Here is a 12,322-nt window from a genome sequence, read left to right as displayed (position 1 = left end):
TATCCGTTCAAGCCTGTTTTTTATAACGCTTTGGGCGGCGAGTTTTTTGTTACTTTTTGTCGGTACAAAAAGTAAGGTATTTACTCATAGCGCAGCGCATCAATCGGCGTAAGTTTAGAGGCCTTATAGGCGGGGTAAAACCCAAAGAAAACGCCCGTCGCCGCGGAAAAGCCTACGGCCAAAAGCACCGCAGAAAGGTTCAGGTCCGCCGGGATAGACGAGTTCGCCGCCACGAGTAGCGTTATTCCAACGCCAACGATAATGCCTATCAGCCCGCCAATGCAAGAAAGCGTAACCGATTCCACCAAAAATTGCATACAAATATCCCAACTGGTGGCGCCAATCGCCATACGGATACCGATTTCGCGCGTGCGCTCGGTAACGGACACCAGCATAATGTTCATTACGCCAATACCGCCCACAATCAGGGACACCGCGCCAATCGCCCCCAAGAGCAAACTCATTGTTTTACCCATTGTTTTGGCTTGCTCAATAAACGAGGCGAAATCGTCCAACTGGAAATCGTCCTTTCCAAGCGGATGAATACGGTGTGTGTTGCGCACGGCGTTTTGGATGTCCACCTTGGTATTTTCAATGGTGTTAAAATCGGCCACTTTAATAACCACACGGTCCAAGGCGCGGCGGTTGGAACTGTTCCACCCGGCGTTCATTTTTACCTTGCCCGTAGTATAGGGGATGAGGGCGCCTTCGTCCATATCAAAGCCCATCCCGCTTTGGCCCGTTTTCTGCACCACGCCAACTACCTTAAAGGGGATGTTATCCAACACCACTACTTTATTTAACGGGTCCACATCGCTGAAAATCGTCTTGGCGGCGGACGCGCCGATAACCATTACCTGCGCATATTCCGAAATTTCCTTTTCGGTAAACTGGCGGCCCGATTCTATCGGCCAATCGTATGTTTTAAAGATATCGGTGTCCGTAGCCAGCACGTCCAAGGACACGCTGGTATTGCGGTATTTTACGTCAAAGCCCGTGCTGATGTAGGGGGCGGCGGCGGCCACGCCGGGTACTTCGCGGATAGCGAGTACATCGTCCATTGTTACATCCTTGGGGGAAGAAATGCTCTCGTCCAAATCCCAAGGTTGGCGCAAAAACAAAATATTGGTGCCGAAGCGGGAAACACTGTCCGACACGCTCTTTTGCGCCCCGGAGCCGACGGCCAACATCGTAATAACCGCCGACACGCCGATAACAATACCCAAACTCGTCAGCGCGGCGCGCATTTTATTGGCAAAAATCGCTTTGAGCGAAATCTTAAAAATAGAGTAGAAGGAATCCCACATATTATTTTTGAACCTCGTCGCTTATTTTTTCGCCGTCTTTAAATTTAATCAGGCGCGAGGCAAACTCGGCAATGTCCGGCTCGTGCGTGATTAAAATAATGGTTTTGCCCATTTCTTTATTAAGGCGCGTAAATAAATCCATTACCTCAATACTCATTTTGGTATCCAGGTTCCCCGTCGGCTCGTCGGCAAAGATAATCGGCGCATCGCACACTAAACTACGAGCAATCGCCACGCGCTGCTGCTGGCCGCCCGAAAGTTGGTTCGGCAGGTGGAACGCACGCTTTTCAAGCCCTACGGCCTTTAAAGCCGCCAAGGCCTTTTCGCGCCGCAAGTGGGCGGGCGTATGGTTGTAAATCATCGGCAATTCCACATTTTCCACGGCGGTGGTACGCTTAATTAGGTTAAAGCCCTGAAACACAAAGCCAATCTTATGGTTGCGCACCCCGGCGAGTTTGGATAAATCCGTAGCCGTTACGTCTATGCCGTCCAAAATATACTTACCGCTCGTCGGCTTATCCAAGCAACCCAAAATATTCATAAAGGTTGACTTGCCCGAGCCGGACGGGCCCATTACGGCCACAAACTCGCCTTTTTCTATGGACACGCTCACGCCGTTAAGCGCGCGGACTTCCACATCGCCCAGTTTGTAAATTTTGTACAAATTCTGCGTATCAATCAGCGGCATAAGCGGCTCCTAGCGGCGTCTGCCGGGGCGGGGCGGGCGCATACTATCCGTAGAACCGGAAGCCTTCAAATCATTTTCGCCCACGACCACGAGGTCGCCCTCTTTAATATCGCCCTCGGTAATTTCGGTATTTTTAGTGGCAATAATACCGATTTTCACGTCCACGCGTTCCAACTCTTTCCCGGGTTCCATTTTCCACACGCCCGTATTTTCGTACGTTTGCGTGTTCGTGGAGGGGGAGAAACGCAAGGCTTCGTTCGGCACAATCAACACGCCCTTTTTATCCGTCGTGCGGATAGTGAGGGTAGCCGTCATACCGGGTTTTAAGCGCAAATCGCTGTTGTCCACATCAATGACCACCGTATAGGTGGTGCTGGATGAGGAAGACGACGAAGAAGAACTGGAACTATCCACATAGTTGGTACGCACTTGGCGGACCGTACCGTGGAAGGTTTCGCCCATATAGCCGTCCAGCGTAAAATCAGCCGTTTGCCCGGGCTGGATTTTTACGATATCGGCCTCGGACACCTTGGCTTCAATCTGCATTTTGGTTAAATCCTGCGCCACTACAAACAGTTCCGGCGTGGAGAACCCGGCAGTAATGGTCTGCCCCTCACTTACCTTGCGCGTAAGGACCATACCGTCAATGGGGGAGACGATTTTCGTATTAGACAAATCCTTTTCCGCCGTTTCCAGGTTGGACTGCGCCTGCACCACCTGCGCCTGCGCGGAGTTTAAATTGCTTTTAGCGTTTACAAAGGCCAGTTCGTATTCCTCTAAATTTACCTTGGAAACATAGTCCTTTTTATACAAGGCGGAATAACGCTCGTAGTTCTTTTTAGCCAAGCGGTAGGAAACTTCGGCCGACGCCAAACTTTCCTTGGCGGACGACAGGCGCGCCTTGGCCTCGGCCAGCGAAGCCAAAATTTGGGTCTGGTCAATTACGGCCATTAAATCGCCTTTCTTTACTTGGCTGTTGTAATCCACATAAATCTTTAAGATTTCGCCGGAAACCAACGCGCCGACTTCCGTCGTGTTCACGGGGTTAATCGGGCCGGAGGCTTCCACAATATCCACAATGTCGCCCTTTTTCACTTCCGCCGTTCTAAACAGCGGGGCAGGCGGCGCGGCAAAGAAATACGCCTTTACCGCCCACACGGCGGCAATAATCACCGCCAAAATAAGGAGTTTTTTCCACCACGAAAGGTGCCAAAACCCTTTTATCATCCGTTTAAAAATATTTTCTTTTTTCATAAATCAGTTCGTCCCCATTGCTTGGTTTAAATCCGCCACCGCAGACGCATAATCGTAGCGGGAGGTCAGCAGGCTCAGTTCTGCATCCGTATAAGCCACCTCGGCATCTTTGAGTTCAATCACATCGCCAATGCCTTCGTTATAGCGGCCTTGGGCAAGGTCCAGGTTTTCCTTGGCCTTTTCCACATTTAACTCCGCTATCGGGATACTTTCCGCCGCTTCCTGCATTTTGATATACGCACTTTGCACTTCCAAAAATACGTTATTAAGCAAACTGCGGTTATCGTTTAACGTATTTTCCAGCGAAATTTTGGCCTGTTTCACGCCGTTATACGTCTTAAAGGCGTTGAAAATGGGCCACTCCACCGCGGCCAAGAGTTTGGTATCCTCGTTATCCAAATAAAAATCGTCGCCGCTTTTGGTATAGCCCGCCGAAAAGGAGAAGGTGGGGAAGAAGCCCGCTTTGGCTTGGTTTAGTTTAATCTGGCTGATACGCACGTCCGTGCGGGCGGATTCCACATCCGGGCGGTTAGCGTAGGCCGTTTGGACGGCTTCGTCAAACGTCTTGGTAAACTTATCAAAGGAAGAAATATCCGCCACCTTTAATACGTCCGGCACCGTAATACCGAGCGAGTTCGCCAAATCGGCCGAGGCGGTTTTGACCAGGTTCTTCGCGCGGATTAAACTTAATTCCTCGTTATTTAAATTTACTTCCGCAGTCGTAACATCCACCTTGGGGCGCAAGCCCAATTTGTAATAGGCTTCGGCGCGTTCGTACTGGTCCTTATACAAATCGCGCGATTTAGTGCGGATTTCTACCGCGCGCGAAGCAGAGAGGAGCGCATAATAATTCTTTTTAACGGTGCGGATTAAATCGTTTTTTACGCTTTCCAAGTTGAGTTTTCCCTGTTCCACCACTAACTTTTGCGTTTTAATGTTACGGGCGATGTCCGTAACCCCGCTGATAGACAAACTGGCCTGCGCATATACATTGGTGTCGCCGTGGTCCGTGCGGGGGGAAGACCCCACCTTTTGCACATTGTAGCCTTGGCTCGCGCCGACGGAAGCCGTGGGCAAAAATTCGGCCTTGGCCAAATTCAAATCCACTTCGGCATTTTGCAACTGCAACTGCGCCGCCACGGCCTTGGGGCTGTTGGCAAGCGCCAGTTGGATACAGTCATCCAGCGTAAGTTCCCGGGTAATATCCGGCAGGGGCTTTCCGTCCGCCCCGCGCGGCGTGATAGCCGGGGTGGTATTTTTGACAGGGTCCTGCGTCGCCGGGCCGGCGGAATTTTCCACGGGCGTAATAACGGCCCCGTGCGCCAAGGCGCCACCCATAAAGCAGGCAAAAAGAAGCAAATAACGAGAATATTTCATACTTATATTATATAAATTCCCTTGTATAGTTAGGCGGCAAACTCCCCGCCGCTATTTGTAAAACACCAAAAGGCCACATTTTATTGCATTTATTTTCGGTCCCCCAAAATAAACCCTTTTATGATAATATATATAAGGTATATGTGGAAACCTATTCTTTTGCTTTGCGCCTCCAACCTGTTTATGACAATGGCTTGGTACGGACATTTAAAATTTAAAAACAAAGCCCTTTGGCTGGTTATTTTAGCCAGTTGGGGAATTGCGTTTTTTGAATACTGCCTGCAAGTGCCGGCAAACCGCATCGGCAGCAATTACTTTTCGGTTACCCAATTAAAGGTAATGCAAGAGGTCATCACGCTGGCCGTGTTTGCGGGGTTTTCGGCGGTGTACTTTAAAGAAAGTTTTAAGTGGAACCACCTCGTTGGCTTTTTGTGCTTGGTGGCGGCGGTATTTTTTGTATTTAAAAAATGGTAAGATAGCCCTATGAAAAACAAACACCGGCTGTTTATTAAAATGGCGGAACTGGTGGCCGATCAGTCCACCTGCTGCCGTTTGCAGGTAGGCGCGGTATTGGTAAAAGATAACCGCGTAATCAGTATGGGGTTTAACGGTACTCCCACCGGGCAGCGGCATTGCGAGGAAAACTTCCGCGCCGTTTACGAAGCCCATTACCGGGACAAATTCCCTACTTTTATTGATTTTGTTGCCAGCCGCACCTTCTACGATTTGCACGGCAAATGGTCCATTGAAAACGAACTCCACGCCGAGCAAAACGCCATTTCTTTTGCCGCTAAAAACGGCATTGCCACGCAGGGCTCCTCGGTATATGTTACTTGGTCCCCGTGTGTGCATTGTGCCAAGGTAATTGTCAGCGCAGGCATTAAAAAGGTGTTCTACAAAAACCAGTACGACCGCAGCCAGGAAGGCATTTATTTCCTGTCGCGCAACGGCATTGAGTGCCGCCAACTTACAGAGGAGGATATCGCCGCCAACCCGTAGGCTTTCGGTTCCGGCCCGATATTTACTATAATAAAGATATGACTAAAAAAATTACTGCTCCGGTTGAAGAAAAAGATTTTATTTTGTCGTCGCTTATTTCCGCCCTGGATTTTTTAAAACAAAACAAAAAGGGCGTTTTGACGGCCATCGGTATTTTGGTGTTGGCCGCCGTTATCGGTTATGCGTACAGCACGCACGTTAAAAACGTAACTGAAAAATCTTGGGCGGCGTATTATACCGCACAAGTACAGGTGCTGGGCGGAAACCAAGAGGAAGGCTTTAAACAGATTGACGTGCTCAATGCGGATTTTCCGGGTTCGGACGCCGCCGAGTATGCCCAACTTTTTAAAGGCGATGTGCTCTACGCCAGCGAAAACTTTGCCCAAGCGGCCGATGTATATAAACCGCTGACGGGTTCCACCAACGAAACCATTTACACGGTGGCTTCGCTCTCGTTGGCTTCCAGCCTGCAAGCCGCCAAAGATTACAAGGCCTCCGCCGAAGAAATGACGAAATTTATCAAGCAAAACCCGAAGAGTTTCGCCTTGCCGCAAGCCTATTTTACCTTGGCCCTTAGCCAAGAACTGGCCGGCAACAAAACCGAAGCGTTAGAGGCTTATAAACACTTGGTGGAAAACTACGCCAAAACCTATTTTGGCAGCGTAGCCAAGGATAAAATTAAAGAATTGCAGAAATAGTTTTGCCGCATACCCCGCCGATACTATCCGGCGGGGTTTTTTTGTGTAACTCGGGGAAACCCGTAAAACAAGGAGATGTATGTTAAAAAAGTTATCAGCCGTACTGATGTTATCCGTCCTGCTGGCCGATTTTTCTTACGGAGCCGGATTTGGTTTGTATGAATACAGCGCACGCAGTACCGCAATGGGCGGCGCCACGGTAGCCAACAAGGCAGAGCCTGCCTCTTTGGCGGTGAACCCCGCGCTCATCACCGAACTGGACGGCACCCAAGCCCAACTGGGGCTTACCGTCGTAACCGCTAATGCAAAAACCACCGTGGCCGGGCAAGAACGTGGCCTGAAAAGAGATATTTGGTATTTGCCCAATTTTTACATTACCCAAAAATGGAGCGACCAAGTGTCCGTCGGTTTAGGCGGATTCTCCCGCTATGGTTTGGGTGGGGAATATGATGACCCCGTTGAAACGTGGCTGGGAAGCAACTTGGCCTATAAAGTAAAATTGGAAACCTTTTCCTTCACGCCGACGATTGCCGTAAAAGCCAATGACGAATTTTCCGTGGCTATGGGCTTGGAAGCAATGGTAATCGGTTTTACCCAAAACTCCTATTTTAACTTGGGGGCCCTGTACGGAAGCACCAATTCCCAATACGAAATCAGCGGTTCGGGCGTAAGTTGGGGGGGAAACTTCTCCTTTATCTACCGCCCCGAGTGGGCCGAAAAGTGGTCCTTGGGCGCTATGTACCGCACCAAAGTAAAACAAAAACTTAACGGCCGCATTGATGCTAACGGTAACACCATTAATGCTATTAACATCCACGGCGCAGATGCCGAAGGGGCTATTACCTTGCCCGATAGTTTAACGGCGGGTGTTTCATTCCGCCCGACGGAAGATTTGATTTTGGAAGCCGGTATCGTGGGCACCTTTTGGAGCGCATACGACCAAATTCTTATCCAATATAAAGACAGCGAATCCAGCCCGGTTATCCGCAACCAGAAAAAATACCAAGATACATACCGCTTAAATTTTGGGGCAGAATATAATTTGAACCCAAATTGGGCCGTCCGCGCAGGTTATGTATTTGATAAATCGCCTATTAACAAGCACGAAATGGATACCCTCGTGCCGGTGGATGACCGCCACATCGCCAGCGTGGGTGCGGGCTATCATAATGATACTTGGAGCGTGGACTTGTCCTACTCGCACGTTTTTGCCCGCAGTTTGAGTGGCAGATCGGAACAACTGCAAAGTTTACCGATGAAATACACCGACGGCAGAAGCGATATGTACGGCTTAACCGTTGGCTATAAATTCTAGCAGTATTGTTGTACCCGTTAAAAAACCCGCCCTCTTCGGGCGGGTTTGTTGTTTATAAGAGGCGGATTACGGCATTATATACCACCCGTTAGAGGAAGACATCTCGTGTATAGCCACCGTGGTTTGCTCTCCACCCAAACTTTTAATTAATTTATAGTTAGGAGCATAAATACTGCTTGCCCAACAAACCGTTTTCCCCGGAAGTTTGGGGGAGTGTTCCAGGTTAATAATGCACCGCAGGTTCAAATTTTTTTCATTTACTTCAATATCGTCGTACCCCTTGGAAGCATAGGGCCGCCCACCATTATAATCAATAGAAAAGCCGTCGCATTTCTGTTGGTCGTTCCCCTTGGGGGAACACCCCGCAATATCTATATCCACCCCGTCCAAGGTATCGGGCGGGTATTCCCCATTAGCCAAATAATAGGCTTCCAAGGCCGTCTTTAATGGGCGTAACGTCATCATTATTTTTTGATACCGGGCCTTTCCAACTGCCACTTTATATTGCGGCACAGCCACCGAGGCCAATATACCAATGATTAGCACAACAACCAACAGTTCTATTAAAGTAAAACCGCGGGCAGTAGTGTAAAAAACATTAGGCGTGCAGGAGTGCGTAGTTAAGCCGTCATCCCGTAGTGTCTTTATACGGGATCCGTTGTTGTCGTTGTCATCCCAGGCGTGGACCTGGGATCCAGTCTGTTTATTAGAGAAACTCTTTGTTTTATTTCTGGATTCCGGGTTCCCGCTCGTATGCGGGCCCCGGAATGACAACAAAGATAACACCAGTTCCCCAAACGCTCCGCACCAGCAGTTCCTCGGGGATGACAAAGTATTCCACCCTCTTAATAAGTGGCCTAATCGGCTCGTATTCGCGTTTTTCATTATACCCACCATTTTTGATAAATTTTGCTACAACTCAAAATTTATCAAAAAAAAAAACGAGTCAAGCCCTTTTAAAGTAGGCAAGCCAACAAACAGGATTTTTTCAACAAAAATTACAACAGGCCGGCTTTTTCCAGCAGTTTTTGTACCAAGCGGGACACCGCGTATTTTTTTACGTCTATCACAGGCACGCGGATAAATTCGGCAGGCACGGAGAAAGAGGGGGGAAGCGTAACCTTCCGCAAATCCGCATAAATCACACGGTGGGAAAGAATGTGCTTGACGGGCGACGCCAACAGCACGGGCTTTTTGAGCCAAGCGGTCTTGGGTAGCGGGTCCGCCTTGGCGGCGGTTTCCAGCAGAGGGGGCTCGTACAAATTTTGCCAAATGTCGCCCGCCCCGCGCTTATGCAGCCAAGTATCTTCGCCCTGCACTACATATATATAGTGGAAATACCGCGCGGAAATTTTGGTCTTTTGCTGTTTTACGGGGAATTTTTCCACCTGTCCGTGCAAGTGGGCCTGACATTGCTCCGCCAGCGGGCAAAGCAGGCATTGGGGGGAGGCGGGCGTGCAAACTGTCGCGCCGAAGTCCATTATGGCCTGGTTGTAATCGTCCGGGTGGGTTTTATCAAGCAACTTTTGGGCCAGCGCGGAAAACTCCTTCTTGCCAGCGAGGGAATCTATCGGCGTTTTGATTTCAAACACGCGCGAAAGCACGCGATAGACATTTCCGTCCAGCACCGCATAAGGCATTTTGTAGGCAAACGAACAAATCGCGGCGGCGGTATAATCGCCCACGCCTTTCAGGGCGCGAACGCCCTCATAAGTGGTGGGGAAAACACCGTGCATACTTTTGGCGGCCGCGTGCAAATTCCGCGCGCGGGAATAGTAACCCAAGCCCTGCCAATATTTCAGCACTTCGTCCTCGTCGGCTTCGGCCAGCGCGGCGGGGTTTGGAAAGCGCTCCGCAAAGCGCATATAATAGGAAAGGCCCTGCGCCACGCGGGTTTGCTGCAAGATGATTTCGGAAAGCCAAATCAAATACGGGTTCCGCGTGTGCCGCCAAGGCAAATCACGCTTGTTTTGCTGATACCAGGTTAGCAAAAGTGCGGAGAAAGTGCTCATATATAGATTGTAGAATTTTAAGAGGGGGCGCGCGCGAATATTTGCGGGGGATTTAGGGCCGCCGGGGTTTGATAGTGGTAGGCTGGCAGTGCTGGCTGAAACGCCCGGTTATTTGGGGGCCGCCCAGTGAGGGGGGGCTATATATAAAAGGAAACGCGGGGTTGGATAAAATATCCGATTATTTGGGTTAGCCCAGGAATGGGGAAAATTGCATAAAAGCAATACCGCTCCGTTTTATTTCCGCGCAGGAAACCTGTTACTTCCATTTCAAAGGAATATTCTTCCGCATACCATTTTTTCATATTATTTTGTTTTTGCAAATTTGATACCAATTTTGCATTTTTATATTTTTTAAATTTACTGGCAATTTTGCAAAATCCGCTTTTTTGTCTATTTGTTTTTATATTTTTAAAAGCACAATTTTCAGTCTGTTTTTGCCAGATTTTTTAAAACGGCATTTTCGTTGTTGAAAGTGAACGCAGCGCAAATTTTTATGTGATTTTGATTTTTAAAAAGTGATTTTTTGTCTTTTTACCCAAGCAAACGAGGGGATTATTTTACAAAAAAGAGGAGCAGAATACCTGCTGTTTTTAATTCACCTGTTTATAAAAAAGTTAAGTCCAAGACATATATTAGATTTTTTAGATTTTAAAAAGACAAAATATAGGATATTTTTGGGGGAAACAAAGGCAAAATCAGGCTTTTAAATGTGTATTTTTACCTGTTTTCTCGTCGTATAATAGGGGTTATACACAAGATTTGTCATATAATTGACATAAAAATAAAACTCTTGACATATGTCAATAAATTATTTATTATATGTCATATCCAGAGGATAACTCCGGTGGATAACTTTATGGCAGGGTGGGGACAACTATGACGGACGAATCCGAAAAAAACTTAAAAATACGCTTCCGCTTTCCGGGTGGAGAGGAGTTTGAAGCCGAGGGAAGCCGGGAATTTATAGAGCAGCAGCGCAATTATTTCCTAGCCTTAATAGGAAAGGGGGCTACTGCGCCAGTTTCCGATAGGCCCGCCCCCCGCAAACGCCCAACCTATCCGCTTTCCGATGAGGTGCGTTCTGCCCCAATCCAGCCCCGACCAGTACCTAGCACCAAGCCCACCTTGGCTTTTACGGAACCCCAGACACCACAACCGGCGCCGATTCCGCCCCTATCTGCGATCCCGCCCGCTCTGCGCAGCAGTAATACCACCCCAAATATGCCACAAAATAGAGGAAACGCGGAAATAACGGCCCCAGTACGGCTGTGGGAGCAATTACTGAAAGAGGAAGGGGAAATAGTGGTTTTGCGCCGCAAAATGCGTTTAAATGCCGCGGAGGCGGCGTCTCTGCTGGTGGCGGGGGCGCGTGTTTTATTAAAAAAGCCTACCTATTCCGCCTTGAACTTGTCCCAATCTATGCGGAAATCCGGCTTTGATGAAGGCCGTCTTGACCGTATTTTAACCCCGGAAATCCGCAACGGACACTTGGAAAGCGAGGGGGCGAAACGTTCCCGCACCTACCGTTTAACTAATGAGGGGTTTGCAAAAGCCTTTGTTTTGGCTGAAAAACTAGCCCGGGAATTATTGTAAAAACGAACACAATTTTGCTTTTTATATATTTTATAAGGAATAACCGCCTTTATTTTCTCTAAACCTAGGGGAAAATAAAGGCTTTTTTATAAGTGTTTTCAGAATCATCCTTTTCGCGTTGTTACGCAATTTTACTCTTATTTTTGCTAATAAAAATTATCGTAATTTTAAAAATACTTATATTTTAAGTATTTTTTATTTTTGATACTTTTTCTTACTCATTTTTTAATATTCTTACGCTCAAACCTGCATAAAATCAAAATTCTAGTAAATATTATCAGATTTTTCACACTTACTTTGCTTGCAAACGCTTCTTATTTATTCACATCTGACGCGGCAAAATTGTGGATAAACAATTCCAAAAACTTGGCATAAAACCAGGCCACCTTTTTGCTTTTGGGGGGCTATTTGTCCGGTCCACATAACTAACGATAATTTTTATTATGTTAATTAAAACCTAGAAAAATTCCAAAAATAAATACCTATACTTTTTATTAAATCATATTGATTTATTCTTTTATTTTAAATGTTTTTCATAGTAAACTAATGTTTATTTTAGATATTGTTTTCTAGCAGAAAACCCGTCAGATTCGCGGTAAAAAATCTGCTATATTTTTGCTTACAGAAAGCCCATTTTGAACGTTTATTTTGAATCTTAAAAACAGTCTCACTTGCGCGCTTTTTGGCAAGTAAAAATTTATGAAAAAAGCATTTTTGGCCCCTTTTCCCCACCTCTTTTTAAAACAGTAAAAAATAGATGTTTTTTGTTGATTTTATATTTTTTAACTTTTAGGCAATTTTTGACCTATTTTTGAAAAATGCCCTAAAACGATTTTGGGGTACCTGGGATATGGGGTAAAAGCAAAACTGCAGGGGCTGGTTTAATACGCTGCAAGCATTTTTTGATATAAAATAAAAAATGCTTAAATTTTAAGTATTTTTAAAAATACGCTCTATTTCGTTTTTAGGGGTATCTATATATCCCCATTTTTGAAATAGAGCGTTTTAGCGCATTTTAAAATTTCAAATAAATGAACATCACAGAAAAGAGAAGTAGGCTGGGCTGGGCTGGGCTGGGC

Annotated in this window: 11 protein-coding genes and 1 pseudogene; 5 read left to right on the top strand and 7 right to left on the bottom strand. The window is 47.1% G+C overall.

Annotation, left to right across the window (positions count from 1 at the left end; genetic code table 11):
* Positions 1 to 80: 80 nt before the first annotated feature.
* The 4 genes from ACR0QV_RS01075 to ACR0QV_RS01060 are packed head-to-tail and all read right to left on the bottom strand — an operon-like array spanning position 81 to position 4,626.
* Positions 81 to 1,307 (bottom strand): ABC transporter permease, encoded by a 1,227-nt coding sequence (locus ACR0QV_RS01075; protein ID WP_432634160.1) that lies wholly within the window; start codon positions 1,305 to 1,307, stop codon positions 81 to 83.
* 1 nt (position 1,308) lies between these two features.
* Positions 1,309 to 1,995 (bottom strand): ABC transporter ATP-binding protein, encoded by a 687-nt coding sequence (locus ACR0QV_RS01070; protein ID WP_432634159.1) that lies wholly within the window; start codon positions 1,993 to 1,995, stop codon positions 1,309 to 1,311.
* Positions 1,996 to 2,004: 9 nt separating this feature from the next.
* Positions 2,005 to 3,249 (bottom strand): efflux RND transporter periplasmic adaptor subunit, encoded by a 1,245-nt coding sequence (locus tag ACR0QV_RS01065; protein ID WP_432634158.1) that lies wholly within the window; start codon positions 3,247 to 3,249, stop codon positions 2,005 to 2,007.
* A gap of 3 nt (positions 3,250 to 3,252) precedes the next feature.
* The gene (locus tag ACR0QV_RS01060) at positions 3,253 to 4,626 is read right to left on the bottom strand and encodes a TolC family protein (RefSeq protein WP_432634157.1); all 1,374 of its coding nucleotides are present in this window, start codon (positions 4,624 to 4,626) and stop codon (positions 3,253 to 3,255) included.
* Between the two features lie 141 nt (positions 4,627 to 4,767).
* Between ACR0QV_RS01060 and ACR0QV_RS01055 the strand changes: the two genes are divergently transcribed.
* The 4 genes from ACR0QV_RS01055 (at position 4,768) to ACR0QV_RS01040 (ending at position 7,638) form a co-directional block, all read left to right on the top strand.
* Positions 4,768 to 5,100, top strand: a complete 333-nt coding sequence (locus tag ACR0QV_RS01055; RefSeq protein WP_428053365.1) for a DMT family protein — start codon at positions 4,768 to 4,770, stop codon at positions 5,098 to 5,100.
* Between the two features lie 9 nt (positions 5,101 to 5,109).
* Positions 5,110 to 5,625 carry a deoxycytidylate deaminase gene (locus tag ACR0QV_RS01050; RefSeq protein WP_428060666.1) on the top strand — a complete coding sequence of 172 codons (516 nt, stop codon included), beginning with the start codon at positions 5,110 to 5,112 and terminating at the stop codon, positions 5,623 to 5,625.
* A gap of 38 nt (positions 5,626 to 5,663) precedes the next feature.
* Positions 5,664 to 6,323: a tetratricopeptide repeat protein gene (locus tag ACR0QV_RS01045; protein ID WP_432634156.1), complete on the top strand. Its 660-nt coding sequence runs from the start codon at positions 5,664 to 5,666 to the stop codon at positions 6,321 to 6,323.
* A 79-nt stretch (positions 6,324 to 6,402) separates the two neighbouring features.
* A complete protein-coding gene (locus ACR0QV_RS01040) occupies positions 6,403 to 7,638 on the top strand; it encodes an OmpP1/FadL family transporter (protein WP_432634155.1) in 1,236 nt (411 codons plus the stop codon).
* A gap of 66 nt (positions 7,639 to 7,704) precedes the next feature.
* On the opposite strand, the gene ACR0QV_RS01035 is transcribed toward ACR0QV_RS01040, so the two are convergent.
* The 3 genes and pseudogenes from ACR0QV_RS01035 to ACR0QV_RS01025 form a co-directional block, all read right to left on the bottom strand.
* Positions 7,705 to 8,523, bottom strand: coding sequence for a type IV pilin protein (locus ACR0QV_RS01035; protein WP_432634154.1), 819 nt, complete (start codon positions 8,521 to 8,523; stop codon positions 7,705 to 7,707).
* Between the two features lie 113 nt (positions 8,524 to 8,636).
* Complete coding sequence (gene mutY / locus ACR0QV_RS01030) at positions 8,637 to 9,650, bottom strand: A/G-specific adenine glycosylase (RefSeq protein WP_432634153.1); 1,014 nt, start codon at positions 9,648 to 9,650, stop codon at positions 8,637 to 8,639.
* 218 nt (positions 9,651 to 9,868) lie between these two features.
* A pseudogene (locus tag ACR0QV_RS01025) lies at positions 9,869 to 9,952 on the bottom strand (TIGR04076 family protein); the annotation flags it as partial.
* Positions 9,953 to 10,526: 574 nt separating this feature from the next.
* Here ACR0QV_RS01025 and ACR0QV_RS01020 point away from each other — a divergent pair.
* The gene (locus ACR0QV_RS01020; protein ID WP_432634152.1) at positions 10,527 to 11,243 is read left to right on the top strand and encodes a hypothetical protein; all 717 of its coding nucleotides are present in this window, start codon (positions 10,527 to 10,529) and stop codon (positions 11,241 to 11,243) included.
* Positions 11,244 to 12,322: the final 1,079 nt, after the last annotated feature.

The sequence above is a fragment of the Candidatus Avelusimicrobium sp. genome (assembly GCF_050873505.1).
Classification (GTDB): Bacteria; Elusimicrobiota; Elusimicrobia; order Elusimicrobiales; family Elusimicrobiaceae; genus Avelusimicrobium.
This window is presented reverse-complemented; position numbering and strand designations above follow the sequence as displayed.

Excerpts from the sequence above, each read along its gene's own strand:
- ACR0QV_RS01050 (WP_428060666.1), top strand. The coding sequence starts at position 5,110 with ATGAAAAACAAACACCGGCTGTTTATTAAAATGGCGGAACTGGTGGCC.
- ACR0QV_RS01055 (WP_428053365.1), top strand. The coding sequence starts at position 4,768 with ATGTGGAAACCTATTCTTTTGCTTTGCGCCTCCAACCTGTTTATGACA.
- ACR0QV_RS01020 (WP_432634152.1), top strand. The coding sequence starts at position 10,527 with ATGACGGACGAATCCGAAAAAAACTTAAAAATACGCTTCCGCTTTCCG.
- ACR0QV_RS01060 (WP_432634157.1), bottom strand. The coding sequence starts at position 4,626 with ATGAAATATTCTCGTTATTTGCTTCTTTTTGCCTGCTTTATGGGTGGC.
- ACR0QV_RS01040 (WP_432634155.1), top strand. The coding sequence starts at position 6,403 with ATGTTAAAAAAGTTATCAGCCGTACTGATGTTATCCGTCCTGCTGGCC.
- mutY (WP_432634153.1), bottom strand. The coding sequence starts at position 9,650 with ATGAGCACTTTCTCCGCACTTTTGCTAACCTGGTATCAGCAAAACAAG.
- ACR0QV_RS01075 (WP_432634160.1), bottom strand. The coding sequence starts at position 1,307 with ATGTGGGATTCCTTCTACTCTATTTTTAAGATTTCGCTCAAAGCGATT.
- ACR0QV_RS01035 (WP_432634154.1), bottom strand. The coding sequence starts at position 8,523 with ATGAAAAACGCGAATACGAGCCGATTAGGCCACTTATTAAGAGGGTGG.
- ACR0QV_RS01065 (WP_432634158.1), bottom strand. The coding sequence starts at position 3,249 with ATGAAAAAAGAAAATATTTTTAAACGGATGATAAAAGGGTTTTGGCAC.
- ACR0QV_RS01045 (WP_432634156.1), top strand. The coding sequence starts at position 5,664 with ATGACTAAAAAAATTACTGCTCCGGTTGAAGAAAAAGATTTTATTTTG.
- ACR0QV_RS01070 (WP_432634159.1), bottom strand. The coding sequence starts at position 1,995 with ATGCCGCTGATTGATACGCAGAATTTGTACAAAATTTACAAACTGGGC.